The sequence below is a fragment of the Candidatus Synchoanobacter obligatus genome, from assembly GCF_024259865.1.
GTDB classification, from domain to species: Bacteria; Pseudomonadota; Gammaproteobacteria; order Comchoanobacterales; family Comchoanobacteraceae; genus Synchoanobacter; species Synchoanobacter obligatus.
Window position 1 is genome coordinate 263,013 of sequence record NZ_JAKUDN010000002.1, and the last position, 15,655, is coordinate 278,667.

The 15,655-nt window shown below is 44.0% G+C and carries 20 protein-coding genes; 12 read left to right on the forward strand and 8 right to left on the reverse strand.

Translation table 11 applies throughout. The features are described from left to right. Positions 1 to 70: 70 nt before the first annotated feature. From rho to MKS91_RS03055, 4 genes are all read right to left on the reverse strand, one after another. Positions 71 to 1,342, reverse strand: coding sequence for a transcription termination factor Rho (gene rho / locus MKS91_RS03040; protein ID WP_258569784.1), 1,272 nt, complete (start codon positions 1,340 to 1,342; stop codon positions 71 to 73). A gap of 135 nt (positions 1,343 to 1,477) precedes the next feature. Continuing rightward, positions 1,478 to 1,810, reverse strand: a complete 333-nt coding sequence (gene trxA / locus MKS91_RS03045) for a thioredoxin (RefSeq protein WP_258569368.1) — start codon at positions 1,808 to 1,810, stop codon at positions 1,478 to 1,480. Positions 1,811 to 1,890: 80 nt separating this feature from the next. Then, the gene (locus MKS91_RS03050) at positions 1,891 to 2,766 is read right to left on the reverse strand and encodes a ParB/RepB/Spo0J family partition protein (protein ID WP_258569369.1); all 876 of its coding nucleotides are present in this window, start codon (positions 2,764 to 2,766) and stop codon (positions 1,891 to 1,893) included. Continuing rightward, the gene (locus MKS91_RS03055; RefSeq protein ID WP_258569370.1) at positions 2,763 to 3,536 is read right to left on the reverse strand and encodes a ParA family protein; all 774 of its coding nucleotides are present in this window, start codon (positions 3,534 to 3,536) and stop codon (positions 2,763 to 2,765) included. The genes MKS91_RS03050 and MKS91_RS03055 overlap by 4 nt, the downstream gene beginning before the upstream one ends. 144 nt (positions 3,537 to 3,680) lie before the next feature. Between MKS91_RS03055 and ftsY the strand changes: the two genes are divergently transcribed. The 5 genes from ftsY to MKS91_RS03080 are packed head-to-tail and all read left to right on the forward strand — an operon-like array spanning position 3,681 to position 9,281. Next, positions 3,681 to 4,577, forward strand: coding sequence for a signal recognition particle-docking protein FtsY (gene ftsY, locus MKS91_RS03060; protein WP_258569371.1), 897 nt, complete (start codon positions 3,681 to 3,683; stop codon positions 4,575 to 4,577). Positions 4,578 to 4,627: 50 nt separating this feature from the next. Beyond that, complete coding sequence (locus MKS91_RS03065; protein ID WP_258569372.1) at positions 4,628 to 5,575, forward strand: RNA polymerase factor sigma-32; 948 nt, start codon at positions 4,628 to 4,630, stop codon at positions 5,573 to 5,575. 49 nt (positions 5,576 to 5,624) lie between these two features. Then, positions 5,625 to 6,302: a thioredoxin domain-containing protein gene (locus tag MKS91_RS03070; protein ID WP_258569373.1), complete on the forward strand. Its 678-nt coding sequence runs from the start codon at positions 5,625 to 5,627 to the stop codon at positions 6,300 to 6,302. Then, positions 6,262 to 7,989, forward strand: coding sequence for an ABC transporter permease (locus MKS91_RS03075; RefSeq protein ID WP_258569374.1), 1,728 nt, complete (start codon positions 6,262 to 6,264; stop codon positions 7,987 to 7,989). The genes MKS91_RS03070 and MKS91_RS03075 overlap by 41 nt, the downstream gene beginning before the upstream one ends. Further along, positions 7,989 to 9,281, forward strand: a complete 1,293-nt coding sequence (locus MKS91_RS03080; protein WP_258569375.1) for an ABC transporter ATP-binding protein — start codon at positions 7,989 to 7,991, stop codon at positions 9,279 to 9,281. The genes MKS91_RS03075 and MKS91_RS03080 overlap by 1 nt, the downstream gene beginning before the upstream one ends. On the opposite strand, the gene MKS91_RS03085 is transcribed toward MKS91_RS03080, so the two are convergent. Together MKS91_RS03085 and MKS91_RS03090 are read right to left on the reverse strand one after the other, a co-directional pair. Next, a complete protein-coding gene (locus tag MKS91_RS03085; protein WP_258569376.1) occupies positions 9,247 to 9,888 on the reverse strand; it encodes a beta/alpha barrel domain-containing protein in 642 nt (213 codons plus the stop codon). The genes MKS91_RS03080 and MKS91_RS03085 overlap by 35 nt on opposite strands. Position 9,889: 1 nt before the next feature. Next, positions 9,890 to 10,630 (reverse strand): DnaJ domain-containing protein, encoded by a 741-nt coding sequence (locus MKS91_RS03090; protein WP_258569377.1) that lies wholly within the window; start codon positions 10,628 to 10,630, stop codon positions 9,890 to 9,892. A gap of 125 nt (positions 10,631 to 10,755) precedes the next feature. On the opposite strand from MKS91_RS03090, the gene MKS91_RS03095 reads away from it, so the two are divergent. After that, positions 10,756 to 10,917 (forward strand): rubredoxin, encoded by a 162-nt coding sequence (locus tag MKS91_RS03095; protein WP_258569378.1) that lies wholly within the window; start codon positions 10,756 to 10,758, stop codon positions 10,915 to 10,917. On the opposite strand, the gene MKS91_RS03100 is transcribed toward MKS91_RS03095, so the two are convergent. Beyond that, the gene (locus MKS91_RS03100) at positions 10,914 to 11,270 is read right to left on the reverse strand and encodes a response regulator (protein WP_258569379.1); all 357 of its coding nucleotides are present in this window, start codon (positions 11,268 to 11,270) and stop codon (positions 10,914 to 10,916) included. The two genes, MKS91_RS03095 and MKS91_RS03100, sit on opposite strands and share 4 nt — an antisense overlap. Positions 11,271 to 11,410: 140 nt before the next feature. On the opposite strand from MKS91_RS03100, the gene metK reads away from it, so the two are divergent. The 6 genes from metK (at position 11,411) to MKS91_RS03130 (ending at position 15,445) form a co-directional block, all read left to right on the forward strand. After that, positions 11,411 to 12,541, forward strand: coding sequence for a methionine adenosyltransferase (gene metK, locus MKS91_RS03105; protein WP_258569380.1), 1,131 nt, complete (start codon positions 11,411 to 11,413; stop codon positions 12,539 to 12,541). Then, positions 12,525 to 12,719 (forward strand): YfhL family 4Fe-4S dicluster ferredoxin, encoded by a 195-nt coding sequence (locus tag MKS91_RS03110; protein ID WP_272880551.1) that lies wholly within the window; start codon positions 12,525 to 12,527, stop codon positions 12,717 to 12,719. The genes metK and MKS91_RS03110 overlap by 17 nt, the downstream gene beginning before the upstream one ends. 50 nt (positions 12,720 to 12,769) lie before the next feature. Beyond that, entirely contained in the window at positions 12,770 to 13,915 is a 1,146-nt protein-coding gene (locus tag MKS91_RS03115) for a DesA family fatty acid desaturase (RefSeq protein WP_258569381.1), read from the forward strand. Positions 13,916 to 13,923: 8 nt separating this feature from the next. Then, positions 13,924 to 14,139, forward strand: coding sequence for a hypothetical protein (locus tag MKS91_RS03120; RefSeq protein ID WP_258569382.1), 216 nt, complete (start codon positions 13,924 to 13,926; stop codon positions 14,137 to 14,139). Then, a complete protein-coding gene (locus tag MKS91_RS03125; protein ID WP_258569383.1) occupies positions 14,132 to 14,626 on the forward strand; it encodes a hypothetical protein in 495 nt (164 codons plus the stop codon). Before MKS91_RS03120 ends, MKS91_RS03125 begins: the two co-directional genes overlap by 8 nt. 150 nt (positions 14,627 to 14,776) lie before the next feature. Then, positions 14,777 to 15,445: an RsmE family RNA methyltransferase gene (locus tag MKS91_RS03130; protein ID WP_258569384.1), complete on the forward strand. Its 669-nt coding sequence runs from the start codon at positions 14,777 to 14,779 to the stop codon at positions 15,443 to 15,445. Here the strand turns inward: MKS91_RS03130 and rpmG are convergent. Continuing rightward, positions 15,442 to 15,636: a 50S ribosomal protein L33 gene (rpmG, locus tag MKS91_RS03135; protein WP_258569385.1), complete on the reverse strand. Its 195-nt coding sequence runs from the start codon at positions 15,634 to 15,636 to the stop codon at positions 15,442 to 15,444. The two genes, MKS91_RS03130 and rpmG, sit on opposite strands and share 4 nt — an antisense overlap. Positions 15,637 to 15,655 lie beyond the last annotated feature (19 nt).

Genomic DNA, 15,655 nt, shown 5'->3' on the forward strand with positions numbered 1-15,655 from the left:
CATGTGACATTAAATATTTACCATTATGCAGCAGTTGCTCTTTAATGTATAGTGTTCTCTTAAAAAAGTATTAAGTTTCTTTCATGGATTCAAAAAACTTCTCATTTGTTTTGGTTGCTTGTACCCGTTGAATGACCAGTTCAGTGGCTTGAGCCTCATCCATGGTTTGTAAATACTTTCTTAAGATCCAGCAATAGTTGAGATATTCAGCAGATACCAAAATCTCTTCTTTACGGGTTCCGGATTGTTTGACATCAAGGGCTGGATAGATGCGCTTCTGTGCCAAGTGTCGCATGAGGTGAATCTCATGGTTACCGGTACCTTTGAACTCTTCATAAATCACTTCATCGGCTTTTGATCCGGTATCGATCAATGCCGTTGCAATAATGCTCAAGCTACCACCATCCATTAGGTTTCTGGCAGCACCAAAGAAACGCTTAGGGCGTTGTAGGGCTGAGGCAGAAATACCGCCAGATAGAATCTTGTTGTCTGTGGCGGCAACATGGTTGTAGGCACGGGCAAGACGGGTGATGGAGTCTAGGAAGATTACAACATCATCGCCGCTCTCTGCCAAACGCTTGGCTTTGGCCAATACCATTTCAGCCACTTGAATATGACGGCTTGGTGGATTGTCAAACGGACTGGCAATGATTTCAGCATCAACAGAACGCATGTTATCAGTAACTTCCTCTGGTCGTTCATCCAGTAATAGCATGAACACCTTGCATTCAGGGTTGCTTTTTAATATCGCATTGGCAATGCTTTGAAGCATCACGGTTTTACCAGTCTTGGGCGGGGCCACGATTAAGCTTCTTTGGCCTTTACCGATGGGCGCTACAATATCAATCATCCGACCAATGGTGTCGCTTTTATGCCCAGACCCTTGCTCAAGCTGGAGCCATTCTGTTGGGAATTCTGCAGGTTTGTCACCAAATGGCACCAACAGCACTTGTTCTTGTACTGGGCGCATATTCACTTCAAATACTTCATCAACCGCAAAGTAACGCTCGCCTCTGTTGGGCGGTCTTAATGTAACTTTTGAGAAAATCACCCCTGTTTTTAAACGATACTGTTTAATGATTTGTGGTGGTACATAAATGTCATCAGGACCTGGATGGTAACTGGTTTGGGGGGATCTTAGGAAACCATAGCCGTCTTGTACAATCTCTAATACACCAGAAGATGGGCCTTCAAGGATCATTTTGGCACCTTTTTTGGATAGGAGCTTCTGAATGGCGAACAATAGCTCTTGACGAGACTGGCGGTTGTATTCTAGTCCAATGCTTTTGGCTTTGGCGTGCAAAGCCTTGATGTCCATGTTTCTAAGGTCAATAAGGTTGATAATGACTGAAGGCTTTTGTGGTGCCTGGTCTTGTTCATTTTGCGCTTGTTGTTCAGGGCGTCTTTGGCGCTGATCTTGCTTGGGGGATTGCTTATTGTTTTGCGATGGTTTGGTTGGGTTCATAGGGTTTCTGCCTTATTCTGCTGTTTCTGCGTTGGCTTGAGATAAAAATTCAAGGATCTGGTTTTTAGAGAGGGCGCCGACTTTGCGGGCAATAATTTTCCCATTATGGAAAAGCAACAGACTGGGAAGACCCTTAACATCGAAGCGCTCCATGGTCTTGGGGTTGTCGACAATGTCAATCTTGCAAATGGTGCACTCGGATTGTTCTTCAGCAATTTCAGCCAAGATGGGTGCAATGCGCTTACATGGATTGCACCAGTCAGCCCAAAAATCAACCAATATCGGTTTGGAGGATTCTAAAACATCTTGATCAAAGGTGCTGTCCGTTGTATGGATAATGGTCATGATAACGCCCTAATTAAATAAACGAGAAAAGGTTTCTTGAAAGAAATATCTGAAAATTATATAAGTACGCACGGCCGCTGTCAAGCGCTTTCTTTGTTTTGGAGGTGCTGTTGGCTTGTCAGTGCTGATAAGATCTTCTCCAAAGACTCTGGAGAGTCGTACTGTAGCGTGATGGCGCCTTTTTCATGTGAGCCTCGAATTCTTGCTTTTAAGTTCAGCTGTTTCAAGGTATTGGCAATCCAATGGTTGTCTTTAGGGGATCGCTGTGGCTTGGGCTGGTTCAGTTGCTTGATTAATTGTTCCACTTGTCGTACAGACAGTTGGCGTTTGATGATGGTGAGCGTTAGCTGAGGCTGTTTTTCATAAGGGGCGCCCAATAGGGTGCGTCCATGACCCATGTCAATTAAGCCATCTTTCAAAGCTTGTTTGGCCTCTGGGTGTAGTTTGATGAGGCGAAGTGAGTTCGAGATCGCTGATCGTGACTTGTTGACTTTTTTGGCCACATCGTCATGAGACAGCTGGTGGTTGTCAATCAAACGCGCATAAGCAAAAGCTTGGTCAATGGGATTCAGCGCTTCTCGTTGAATGTTTTCAATGATGGCAATCGATTCTGCTGCCAGTTCATCAAGGTTCTTGATAATAGTGGGTATGGTGTTGAGCCCTGCTTGAATACAAGCCCGATACCGTCGTTCTCCTGCTATGATTTCATAGCCTTCGGCTTTAGGTGTGACAATGATCGGTTGAAGAACGCCATGGGATTTCACTGATTCTGCCAGCTCACTGAGGGGCTCAGGCTTAAATGTCTTTCTCGGTTGGTTTTTGTTCGGTGAGATCTTGGCTAGGTCAATGTGTTTGATCTGTTCGTTGGGCTGAAGATCTGCTTGAGCATCAGATAATAGCGCTTGTACACCCATGTCGCTCAGTGCGCGTCCTAGTCGTCTTTTTGGTTTTTTCATGTGGTTGCTTCCAGTTGTTTTGCGCGTTTCAGCATTTCAGCCATGAGCGCTAAATAGGCCATGGCACCATGGCATCTTGGGTCATAAGAAAAAATGCTTTTGCCGTAGCTGGGTGCTTCAGCCAAGCGAATATTTCGAGGTATGACGGTGTTGAGCAAGGCGCTGCCAAAGTGCTCGGTCAATTCTGATGATACGTCGATGGCCAAACGATTTCTGCCGTCATACATGGTGCGAAGTAATAATAAGCTATGGGTTGCAAGCCCTAAGCTTCTTCGCGTGGACTCAATGGTTTGTAGTAGCTTGGTGAGGCCTTCTAGGGCATAGTATTCACATTGGATCGGGATTAATACATTGCTGGCTGCTACCAAGGCATTCATGGTGAGGATGTTTAAGCTTGGTGAGCAATCAATTAAAATCATATCATACTGTGTTGGTAGGCTTTTCAGTCCTGACAGTAGGGTTTGTTCTTTTAGGGATGATGACATGAGTGAAATTTCACTGGCGGTTAAATCATAGCTTGAGGCCAGAATGTCGAATCCTTCAGAGGTTCTTTGAATGCAGTCAGTGAAGCTTGCATGGTTGTCAAAGGCCTCTTTAATAGATCGGTCAGAGGTTTCCATACAGCCTGTTGTCGCATTGGCCTGCGGATCAAGGTCGACCAACAGGACCTTTTTCTTCATTTTGGCTGCAGCAGCTGCTAATGATATGGTCGTGGTGGTTTTTCCGACACCGCCTTTTTGGTTGATAACGGCATAAGTGTTGCGTAACATAGTCGATCCAATCCTTACCTGGTATTGATTCTATCCCGCTGTGACAATATTTGCAAGCATCTTCCATGTAGAGAAGACTTTTTTCTCTGGCTTGAGAAAGTGCTCTTAAGGCCTTATGATACAGTATAGAAACTTGAGAATATTATGCATTGGTTTACAAAAAACACAGATCGGGTTTATGCCAAAACAAAGCGTGCTATGTCACGTGTGGTGGGGATATTAAAGGGTAAAAAACGGTTAGATGAAGCCACTTTGTCATCTTTAAAAAGCGCATTAATTGATGCAGACTTGGGTTTGTCATTAACAGACGAGGCGATGGCTCACTTGCAAACAGTGTGTGCCCAAGGTGTTGATGAAGACGCCACGTTACTGGAGACATTAAAAGCCTTTTTAAGAGGGTTTTTCCAGCCGGTTAAGCCACTGTCTGAATCCCTCATGCCAGTTGTTTTGGTGGTGGGTATTAACGGGGCGGGAAAAACAACCAGTATTGCAAAGCTTGCCCGGTATTATGGTGAGCAGGGCCATAAGGTTGCGTTAGCCTCAGGAGATACCTACCGTGCTGCAGCAGATGAACAATTGAACTATTGGGCGGATGCTGTTGGAGCGGTGTTTATTAATCGGCCTGATACTCAAGATCCGGCTGCAGTGATGTATGATGCGTATGGCACAGCAAAACAAGCTGGAGCAACGCTGTTGATTGCGGACACAGCAGGAAGAATGCATGGTCAGCAAGGGTTGATGGATCAGTTGAAAAAAGTCAAACGGGTTTTGGGGAAGTTGGATGCAAAAGCGCCCCATGAGGTTTGGCTGGTGCTAGACGGTAGTCTTGGGCAAAGCAATGTGACTCAGGCACAATTGTTTCATGAAGCGCTTGGCGTTACCGGTGTGGTGCTAACCAAGATGGATGGGTCTGCCAAAGGGGGTGCATTGTTTTCAGTGGCCAAAATGGGATTGCCCATTCGGTTTTTAGGCAGTGGTGAAAGTAGTGAGGACCTTCAGTTGTTTGATCCTAAGGTCTTTGTGGATGAGGTTTTTGCCTAGACATTTTTGTATTTTTTTGATATAATGTATTAAATTACAGGTATTTATTTTTGAGTAAAGAGACATTAGAGACCATAAGCGGCGAGATTTTGCCCAGCACCAAGTCAAATAAAGCGTTGGTGCCTTTATCGACATCGTTGGTGCCTACGGCATCTTACGGTGATAGTCTTGATGCATATTTGAAACAAATAGCCAGTATCCCCTTATTAAGTCAAGAAGATGAATTGCATTATGCCAAGTTGTATCGAGAGAACCGTGATCGACAGGCGGCACAATATTTGGTGTTGTCCAATCTTCGGTTTGTGGTTTATGTGGCCAAAGGTTTTAAAGGTTATGGTTTGCCATTGGCTGATATGATCCAGGAGGGAAATCTTGGCTTGATGAAGGCGGTAGAAAAGTTTGACCCAGACCAAGGCGTGCGGTTTATTTCTTATGCGGTGTATTGGATTCGTTGTGACATTAATGAGTATATTATTAAAAATATGCGGATGGTACGTTCTGTGACCAACAAGAAACGTCGCAAGCTTTTATTTAATTTAGGCAAGCATATGCAGAGTGGTAGCACGTTCTCATTGAGTCAGCGTCAAGAATTGGCTAAAGAATATGGTGTGAGTGTTGCGGATATTGATGTGGTTGAGGCGTCATTGGCAAACCATGATGCATCCGTTGAATTTACCAGCGCCCAAGGTGTGTCGACGGTGGAGCTGTTGCCAGATGGTAAGGCCACGCCTGAGCAAGTGTTTGAAAATGAATCACGGGATGTGCAACATACGACCTTGGTTACAAAAATGTTGGCATCGTTAAATGATAGGCAGCGTGAAATCATACAGTCTCGTTGGCTGTCTGGGAAGAAGGCGTCATTGGAGTCATTGGCTGAGAAACTTGGGGTTTCCATGCAGCGTGTGAGTCAAATTGAAAAACAGGCACTAGAGAAGTGCCGTACACTAGATATTGCACCAGAGGATGTCATGTATCTAGGAGATGACGTAGAGGCATAGAAAAGTCTATGATTCTCTGCTATTCTATGATGGGGTAGCTGGAGAATAAATGATGAAACTGTTTAGAGTCTTAACGATATTGGGTGCGTCCGTTTTTGCCGCCAATATTGATGATCGTATTCAGCAATATATTTTAAAACATCCTGATGTGGTCGCGCAGGCTTTAGAACTTTATGCAAAGAACCAAATGAATGAAAAGCTAGAACAAGTTGTAGCATCGCAAGATGGAGACATTGTTTTGGCCAACCAAAAAGCACCGAATCGATTGGTTGCCTACATCGATTATCGATGCAGCGCTTGTCAAAAAAGTTATCCCTGGGTGAAAGATTTTATTCAAGCGCATCCTGATGTAGCGCTTGTGCTGAGGCCGTTGCCTGTATTGGGGGGTGAAGCAACCCGCGCGGCGTTATTGGCGTATGAGGCTGAGAAAAAAGGCGCAATAGCGCAATATAATGAAGCTTTGTTGGACAAGTCGGGTCCCGTTAATGCTGAGAGATTGTCAGAACTGGAGCAGTCGCTGGGCTTAGAAACGGTCTCAATAGAGGGTAAGCCTCATTGGGCGCTGAGTTATGTGAAGAGCCATTACAAGCAGTCAGCATTATTAGATAACCAGTCGGTACCGCTGTACTTGCTCCGTGTTGATGGTGAGGTCAAAGTACTTCAGGGGATTCATGTGTCATCATTAGATGACGCATACCAACAGTTGGTGTCTCATGCCTCTCATTAATTCTTTTAGTACTAAAGATATAAAACGTCCCTCCGTTTTTGCTATGTGGGATGTGGTGATTATGGTGTTGATCATAGGGGCTCTATTTTTAATATCATCAGCAGCATCTGATATGTTGGTGCAATATGAGCTGGGCGATCCAATTGTGATTGATTTGAGCCCGGAGCGGCTGCCTTATTATGCGTTACGAACGATTCTTAGAATGTTTATTGCATTATTTTTATCGTTATTGTGTGCGTTTGTTGTTGGGGGAATAGCCGCAAAAAATACCTTGGCAGAAAAGATTATCTTGCCTGCAATTGATGTCATGCAGTCTATTCCTGTTATTGGTTTTTTAGAGGTGTCCTTTCTTTGGATTATTGCAGCATTTAAAGGCAGCTTTTTAGGGCCAGAGCTGGTTTCAATCTTTGCGGTATTTGTCTCCCAGGTTTGGAACCTCATTTTGTGTTATTACCAAAGTTTAAAGGCTGTACCAAGAGAGCTTGACGAAGTCATGCGGATTTATCACCTAACGCCATGGCAACGTTTCTTCCGTTTGGAAGTTCCACATGCGGCTCCAGCATTAATTTGGAATGCGATGCTATCGTTGTCAGCAGGTTGGTTTTTTGTGGTTGCAGGGGAGGCTTTGACCATTGCCAATCATGATGTGGCATTACCGGGGATTGGGTCATATATTGCGGTAGCAACTGCTCAGGGAGATTTTCAAGCAGTTTACTATGCTATAGGGTGCTTATTTGCCGTGATCATGTTGTATGATCAGTTGTTGTTTCGGCCGTTAAATTATTGGTTGTTGTCTCGGGAAAATCCCGGTTCAGGGAAGGCAAATTGGGTCTATCGCTTGGTCACGGGTTCTCGGGTTTGGGGAGGCATTAAGCGACTGTTGTCTTGGTTAACCCAGGGCCGACAAGGGCAGAAAAAGTTTAAATATTACCGTAAAAAGCCTCAGTGGTTGGGTGCCGCTCTTGGTTATGGTGTTTTGCTATGGGCGAGTTATGCGGTCTTGCAGGTGCTATTGGATATGGGGTCAGTTCTGACTTGGGGAGAGGTAGAAACAGCATTAATGCTAGGTGCGTATACCGCTTTCAGGGTGTTTGTGTTGGTGTTGTTGTGTTGTATTGTTTGGGTTCCTGTTGGGATTTACTTAGGGATGCATGAGAAAGCCTCGAATATTTTTCAACCAGTGATTCAGTTTTTGGCAGCGTTTCCACCTAACATGCTTTATCCTTTGGTTGGCTCGTTGGTGATCGCAAAGGGGTATAATCCCAATATTTGGTTGTCGCCTTTAATTGTTTTAGGGACGCAATGGTATATTTTGTTTAATGTCATCTCGGGCGTGAAAGCATTGCCTCATGATTTATTAATGATGGCAAAGTCGTTGCATTTGTCACAATTCCAATTGTGTAAAAAGGTTATCTTGCCCGGTATTTTGCCGTCATTATTAACCGGTGTTATCACAGCTGCTGGGGGCGCTTGGAATACCAGTATCATTGCTGAGATGGCAGAATGGAATGGTGAGGTGGTTTATGCAGATGGTTTGGGTGCTTTCATTATGGAAGCATCGAGGAATGCACAACCAGACATGGTGTGTCTGGGAGTGGCTGTGATGTGTTTGTATGTGTTGTTGATTAACAGGGTAGTTTGGTTACCATTATACCGGATGATTGATCGACGTTATGGGGGGCGATAATGGCAGGACCAATTTTAGAAATTAAAGATGTGAAAAAATCATTTCATCGAGGATCCCAGTCAGAAATACTGGTGTTGGATGATATCTCGTTGAGTCTGAATGAAGGGGAAGTGGTTTGCTTGTTGGGTAAATCAGGGTCTGGAAAGTCAACATTGTTGCGGATCATTGCGGGTTTGATTCAGCCAAGCAATGGATTTCGGTACTATAAACAACAGCCGGCTTTTGGTGGGGTGAAAAACTTGAGTATGGTGTTTCAGCATTTTGCTTTGTTGCCATGGATGTCGGTGCTTGAAAATGTTGAATTGGGGTTAGAGTCTAGTGGGATGTCGACAACAGATCGACGTGACAAAGCGTTAAAAGCCATTGATATGGTTGGTCTGGATGGTTTTGAATCCGCTTATCCTAAAGAGCTTTCTGGAGGGATTGCACAGCGGGTTGGCTTGGCAAGGGCATTGGTTGTTGATCCTGAGATCATGTTATTGGATGAGCCGTTCTCAGCGCTGGATATTTTAACAGCTGAAAATTTACGAGGGGATTTGATCAACCTGTGGACAAGCAAAAAAACCAACTTAAAGTCAATGCTGATCGTGACACATAATATTGAAGAGGCCGTTTATATGGCTGATAGGATCTTGATCTTTGGTTCGGATCCAGGAAAGGTTAAATCAGAGATGCGCATTGATCTTGCTCATCCAAGAGATGACAAGGATGAAGAGATGGCGGAGCTGGTTGATCAGGTGTATCAAACCATTGCGGAGGTCAACTTTCAGGCAAAACGTGCTGGTATGCGCTTTAGAACCATACGTTTGGGACACATGTTGCCTTCAGTCCCGGTATCAAACATCACAGGTTTATTGGAGTTTTTGGTGTCTGGTGATGGCAGTGAGCATGCAGAGCTCTCTGAAGTGGCTGAAGAGATGCATTTGGGGCTTGATGAGATTCTACCTGTTGCAGAAGCCGTAGAGATCTTGCGTTTTGCAACGGTTTCAGGAGGACGTTTCCAATTGACCCCTACGGGTGATGGTTTTGCGAAAGCCAGCATTTTGGATCAGAAAAAACTATTTGCTCGGCAGTTGCTGGATCATGTTCCAGTTGCGGTATATGTGAGAGGAACGCTTGAGAACGTTGAGAACCATACCATGCATGAGTCAGAGCTTCTGGGCGTCCTGCAGGAAAAAATGAGTGAAGTGGCCTCAAGAAGGGTGTTAAGAACCATTGTAGACTGGGGACGCTATGCTGAGCTGTTTGCGTACAATGTCAACTCTGGTGTGTTGAGTCTTGAGGATCCCTAAGCATTTGGATCAGCTGGCGTTGTTGTGCCAGTGGTTGGTTGAACAGCCCACCTCCAATGACAACAGCGTCGGGATTGCATGCGGCAACCTGAGCAGCTGTTGATACGTTGATACCGCCATCTAGCATGGTATGTAATCCCCGTTCTTTTGCTTGTTGTATCGTTGTTAATGCTTGGGGTTGTAGTTGTTGACCACAAAACCCAGGAGAGACCGCCAAAGCCAAAATGTTCTGATAGGCCGTATGTTCTTCTTGTAATGTTTCACTGGGTAATATGGCTGCACGGATAAGTGTGTTACGCAGGATGTCTGTTGTAATAGGCTGCACTAAGGTGTCATGGTGGAGGGAAATGGCATCAACACCGATATCGATCAGTTTTTCAATTAGGGATATCGGGGTGGGGTTGGTCATTAAATGAACATCAAGTTTTATCGCAGGAAAGGCTTTTTTGATTGCTTTGCAGTGATCAAGGGACAGTCCAAAGTTGGGGGTGTAATGATAGTCGATGATGTCGATATGTAGGTAGTGGAGGTCCAATGCGATCATTGCCTCAATATCTCTTTGGAGTTTTAGAGGATGGGCGGCTAAAAGAGAGGGGAGTATTTCCATATTATGCACTTGCTTTTTGATGGTGGGCTTTGATGACGTTCCAAGCAACTTGAATCTTTTTTAGAGTTTCTTCAGCAGCCTTCTTGTCTTGTTCGTGGATCTTTCGGTCAGGGTGGTGCTTGCCAACCAAGCGACGGTAAGTTTTTTTCATGGTATTAAAATCCATGGAAGCATTGATGCCCAAGGTTTGATAAGCGTTGTTTAATGATGTTAGGGGTGGGGCATGATGGGCTTTTGAGTGGCTACGCTGGGTGTTATTAACATGAAATTTGATTTGATTTAATATGTTTATTTGTTGAATGCTTTTCGTGTGATCTGCTTGAATAATGCGTTCTTGGTACTGAAAAAAACGGTCAATTAGCTCAGGTTGGGTTTGCTGAAGGATTTTTAAAAAGAGGATTAGATTATTTAGGTCTAGGCCTTTGCTGCCTTTTTTGAACGCATTCTGAGCCATTGCTTTTTGTGAATAATTGAGGCACAGATCTTGGATGATTTGTTGGGTGATCAAGATCTCATTTTTAGAAACAACGCCATCAGCTTTGGCCAAATACCCCATTAGTGAAAAGCAATGGTAATGGAAGGAGGAGGGGGTGCCATGGCTCTTGAATGAGGAATAGGTAAAGTTTTTGCGAAAATTGTTTCGCAAATATAAGACAAGCGCAAAGATTCCTCCTAAAATGGCTGGAATTTTTAACATTGTTGCAATGGCCATGCCAATTAAAATATAGACTAATAGTGTCATGCGACCCCCCCTTTTGGGATATTATCATATTGATTCATAAAATAAAGTAATAATTGGCGAAATTTTCTTATTTGACAATCCTCGATGAGGCAACTACTGTGTGGTGAATTGAGAGAGGAGATGATGTGCGGTATTTGTGTTTGGTTTGTGGTTATATCTATGACGAAGGTGTTGGTGCACCAGCTGATGGTATTCCAGCAGGAACTGCTTGGGCTGATGTGTCAGAGACTTGGTTGTGCCCAGATTGTGGTGCTATGAAAGATGATTTTGAAATGGTGACTATTTAAGTTCGATCAAAATTATTGAATATTTCAGTGATAATTTCATGGGTTAGTGGTTTGGCATAAATACGCGAAATGCCATGTGGTGGCGGCTCACTGGGGTCTAAATGCGCTGTGATGGCTACGACGGGCGGACATTCCGGGTATTGCGCATTAATGGCTTGAACGAGCTCCACGCCACTGATATCAGGCAAGCCTAGGTCTGTTAATATGAGGTCAAATGTATTGGGCGAGAAAAGGTTTAAGGCCTCGTAACCTGTAGTGGCCATTGTGATCGTTATGTTGGGGAACAAAGAGAACATCTTTTTTCCAATCTCTTGAGCAATCTCATCGTCTTCAACGTAAAGGATTTTAAGCATTTTATGCGCCGATCTGTTATCTTTTTTATTCTACGGTATTCGGGCTTGTTTGACAACAATCTGCTGGGGGTTCAAAAAACTCTTGGATATCAATGGATACTACGGTAGGATATATTTTAAATGAATAAAGAAGGACTGTTATGCCTTATACACAACATACCTCTGAGTCGGTATCAGATGGTCATCCTGATAAAATAGCGGATCAGATTTCTGATGCGGTGTTAGATGCTGTTTTATCACAAGATCCTTTAGGTAGGGTTGCGTGCGAGGTTCTGGTTAAAGAGCGCATGGTGGTTATTTCAGGAGAAGTCTCTGCTGATGCAACAATAGATTATATGAAGATTGTCTGTCAGGTGCTAACAGGTGTATACGGTAAGCCGTGTCATCCTGAGGATATTGAGCTTATGTTGCATGTTGGGCAACAGTCCAAAGAGATTGCGCATGGTGTGGATCAGCATGAATCGCTTGGCGCAGGTGATCAAGGTATGATGTATGGGTATGCTTGTGACGAAACCCCGGCGTATATGCCGATGCCAATTTATTTGTCGCACCAACTGATGCGAGCTCATAAAAAGCTTCGTCAAACGGATCCAAGAATTTTGGCAGATGCAAAATCTCAAGTGACTGTCTCTTATGAGGGTGGCGTGCCGTCTGGTATCAAAAGTGTGGTGCTGTCTACCCAGCATCAAGCAGACATGCCATTGGAGGAGGTGCGGTCTTTTATTCAATCATCATTGATTGATTTGGTGATTCCTAAAGCATTGGTGAATAAAGATACCGTTTATTTTGTCAACCCTTCAGGGACGTTTATTCGAGGCGGTCCAAGTGCAGACTGTGGTCTAACGGGCAGAAAGCTGATGGTAGACACTTATGGTGGTTTTGCCTTGCATGGTGGCGGTGCGTTTTCAGGCAAGGACAGTACAAAAGTTGATCGAACAGCGGCTTATATGGCACGTTATGTGGCCAAGCATGTCGTTGCAGCAGGGGTTGCAAAGCAATGTGAGTTATGCTTGGCTTATGCGATTGGGGTAGAACATCCAGTAATGGTTGCACTGGATACTTTTGGAACCAATACCATTCCAGAAGATAAGATTTTACGAATGGTGAGAACAGTATTTGATTTTTCTCCAAAAGGAATGATTGACGCTTTACAGCTTCAAACCCCTAGATTTTTGCCAACAGCAGCCTTTGGCCACTTTGGTAGAGAGGGGGATGCTTTTTCCTGGGAGCGATTAGATCGATTGGATGATTTGCATGGCTTTGAAGATTGATGAAGACTGCATCAACTGTGATGTTTGTGAGGACAAGTGCCCAAATAAAGCCATCTTTCAAGGCGTCTCCATTTATGAAATTGATCCAAAGCTTTGTACGGAGTGTATTGGGCATTTTGATGAGCCCCAGTGTGTGGTTTTTTGTCCTGTAGATTGTATTGAGAAACTTGAGGAATAGCTTGGCATTTGATGGCGGGCATTTTATAATGCCACAATAGGAGGAATGTCATGATCTTTAGCATCACATGGATAGAGTGGCTAGTGATTGCCTTGGTAACAACGCATATTACAATCATTAGTGTCACCGTTTATTTACACCGTGCTCAGGCACACCGGGCGTTAGATTTGCACCCAGTGTTAAATCATTTTTTTAGGCTGTGGTTATGGTTGGCCACAGGGATGAATACCCGTGAGTGGGTGGCGGTACACCGCAAGCACCACGCACATGTGGAGACAAAAGAAGACCCACACAGCCCTAAAATCTATGGAATTTGGTCCGTGGTTTTTCGTGGGGTGGCATTATACCGTAAGGCAACTGCTTCTAAAGATATTTTGGATAGATATGGTGCTGGAACCCCAAATGATTGGTTGGAACATCATGTTTATCAGAGAAAGAATGCAGGTGTGGTTACCTTTTTGTTGGTTGATATGACGTTATTTGGTTTTGGAAAGGGCAGTTTGATGTGGGCTGTGCAAATGTTGTGGATTCCTGTACTGGCGGCCGGGGTTATTAACGGGGTAGGGCATTATATTGGCTATCGCAACTATCAGCCGGTTGATCAGTCTAGGAATATCCTCCCTTGGGGGATTTTGATTGGCGGTGAAGAGCTGCATAATAATCACCATGCTTATCCAAGGTCTGCAAGGTTCTCTGCAAGATCTTTTGAGTTCGACTTGGGTTATGTGTATATCAAGATACTCAGTTTTTTAAGGCTCGCTAAGGTCAACTACGTTATGCCAAATATTGCCAACGATAAGCTTGAAGGGGTCAAAGGTGTGTTAAATGCTAGAATGGGGATTTATCGAGAATTTCAGCGCCGGGTGTTAACTGTTGCGTGTCGAGAAAAAGCTAAGAGCATAGCGTTGCTTAATGGTAATAAGCTATTACGTCTGTTGAAGCGCCCGCCCCAGTTGTTAAAGGAGGCTGACAAAGTGGCTATTCGTCAAGCATTGTCATTAGATGAAACACTCAATAAGGTATATGACCTTCAGTTGCAATTGTACCAGATTTTTTATCATGCTAAAGGTCAGGATATGGTGGCGTTAATCCAGCAGTGGTGTATTGATGCGAAAGCCTCTCACCAAGCAACACTCTGTGAGTTTGCTGAATGGATCGAAGAGCGTTTCTTAAAAACTGTTGCAGAAGGGGCTTAACCTTGAATATGGATCATATCGATATTATGGCTTTTTTCCCTCAAAAGCTACGCCGAATACTATCAATGTTTACAATTGAGATTGAAATGGCCATGAAGCAGGTGATTCAACGTTTGGGGCTGGTGGCGAAAGAGGATTACTTGGTGCAAAAGCGTTTGTTAGAAAATGCTCAGAAAGACCTCGATGAAATGAAAAAACAGAAGGAACGGTGTGGCTGTGGCTAGCGCTTCATTCAGTCAGGTTGTTTTTTTGTGGGTTAGTGTTGTTGTTTATGCCGGCTTAGGTTTGTTGGGAGTCCATTGGTCCATTTTGTCCACAGTGGTCAATACGCTTGCAGTAAAGTCGCTGTATTCCTTGATTGGCATGGTACAGGTGGAAGTTAACCTGATGTTTCAAGTCTCTGGGTTATTGGGTGTAGCCGCTATCTGTGCGGCCATGGTGATTTCTAGTGCGCAAATAATTATGGCCTATACCATTTTGGCGGAAGCTTTATTGGTCATTCGGGCATTGGAGGCACTGCCTGTTGGTTTAATTAGCTGGTTGGTTGCGATGCTACATCCTCAGATTGCCGTGATCCCCGTAGCGATTGTAACTTACGAGCATTTATTAGCTTGTAAAGTAATGCCTTCTCTTGCGGGGGGAGTCGTTTCAGTGCCTCAGATCTTTCAAAGCTGGAGTGATTTTCATACAGCAAAATCAGGTGCTGATTAATGAGGAGGTATATGGTGCCATCGGGGTGTCTAAATAGAACTTTATTCATTGTTTTGCACATTTTTTCGTTGTGATAATTTATCGGCTAATGCCGTGGTTTAGAAGAGGCATATGTGCTAAATTTGTTGTAAGCTTTTTCTTAGGGAAGATATGAATATTTACCAACCAAATTTGGTTATGGGCCAGCAAGTGCTGTGTTCAGATGCATATAAACATGTGAAGGCGAGGCGGCTAAAAGTAGGGCATCAGTTAAGGCTCATTGATGGCTGTGGTCGGTATGCAGACGCGACTATTGTTTCGGTCGATCGCCGGCATGTGTTGTGCGAGGTTGCCTCGGTTCAGCAAGCAAAAGAGACAAGCTTGCCCCGGTTGGTCCTAGGTCTTCCCAAACTTGCAACGGCAGAGTTTATTTTACAAAAAGCCACTGAGATTGGTGTGTCCGATATTGTTTTGGTGCACTGTGAGAATACCCCGATTGCTTTTGATGCCAAGGCTTTTGCAAAAAAAGAAGCACGCTGGAATAGTATTATTATAGCCGCATGTGAGCAGTCTGAGTGTTATTTCAAGCCCTCGCTTCGTTATATGGGGTTTGATGAGTACTGCGAGGAGATGAATGGACCTATATTACTTCATCCTTACGCAGAGGACTGTCTATCCTCTGGTAGGCCACTAGAGGGTGATATTATTATCGGTCCTGAGGGTGGGTTTTCTGAGGCTGAAATAAAATGCGGCGCTCAGTTGGTTAAACTGAACACCGGCATCTTAAGGGCTGATACCGCTGCAATGGCAGCGTTATTAATCAGCAGAATGAATTCTTAAGCTTTTTCTTGAACGAAAAGCACTTTCTTACGAAGTTTTTTAGAGTACTTCATTAATGAGAGTTTGCTTTTTTGCTCTTCTTTGCGTGTTTTGTCGTTAATGGTTGTGGTATAAAATTCGCCTGTCGCTTTGTGAACAAGCTTGATTACCAAACGACCTTTTTTGGATGCTTTTGGTGAACACTTTGCCATGATAATTGCTCCTAGTTAC

Coding starts and splice junctions, on each gene's coding strand:
- MKS91_RS03100 (WP_258569379.1), bottom strand. CDS start 11,270: ATGCTTAAAATCCTTTACGTTGAAGACGATGAGATTGCTCAAGAGATT.
- rpmG (WP_258569385.1), bottom strand. CDS start 15,636: ATGGCAAAGTGTTCACCAAAAGCATCCAAAAAAGGTCGTTTGGTAATC.
- MKS91_RS03055 (WP_258569370.1), bottom strand. CDS start 3,536: ATGTTACGCAACACTTATGCCGTTATCAACCAAAAAGGCGGTGTCGGA.
- MKS91_RS03130 (WP_258569384.1), top strand. CDS start 14,777: ATGAATATTTACCAACCAAATTTGGTTATGGGCCAGCAAGTGCTGTGT.
- MKS91_RS03050 (WP_258569369.1), bottom strand. CDS start 2,766: ATGAAAAAACCAAAAAGACGACTAGGACGCGCACTGAGCGACATGGGT.
- MKS91_RS03070 (WP_258569373.1), top strand. CDS start 5,625: ATGATGAAACTGTTTAGAGTCTTAACGATATTGGGTGCGTCCGTTTTT.
- MKS91_RS03080 (WP_258569375.1), top strand. CDS start 7,989: ATGGCAGGACCAATTTTAGAAATTAAAGATGTGAAAAAATCATTTCAT.
- metK (WP_258569380.1), top strand. CDS start 11,411: ATGCCTTATACACAACATACCTCTGAGTCGGTATCAGATGGTCATCCT.
- MKS91_RS03120 (WP_258569382.1), top strand. CDS start 13,924: ATGGATCATATCGATATTATGGCTTTTTTCCCTCAAAAGCTACGCCGA.
- MKS91_RS03110 (WP_272880551.1), top strand. CDS start 12,525: ATGGCTTTGAAGATTGATGAAGACTGCATCAACTGTGATGTTTGTGAG.
- ftsY (WP_258569371.1), top strand. CDS start 3,681: ATGCATTGGTTTACAAAAAACACAGATCGGGTTTATGCCAAAACAAAG.
- MKS91_RS03115 (WP_258569381.1), top strand. CDS start 12,770: ATGATCTTTAGCATCACATGGATAGAGTGGCTAGTGATTGCCTTGGTA.
- MKS91_RS03090 (WP_258569377.1), bottom strand. CDS start 10,630: ATGACACTATTAGTCTATATTTTAATTGGCATGGCCATTGCAACAATG.
- MKS91_RS03085 (WP_258569376.1), bottom strand. CDS start 9,888: ATGGAAATACTCCCCTCTCTTTTAGCCGCCCATCCTCTAAAACTCCAA.
- MKS91_RS03075 (WP_258569374.1), top strand. CDS start 6,262: ATGACGCATACCAACAGTTGGTGTCTCATGCCTCTCATTAATTCTTTT.
- trxA (WP_258569368.1), bottom strand. CDS start 1,810: ATGACCATTATCCATACAACGGACAGCACCTTTGATCAAGATGTTTTA.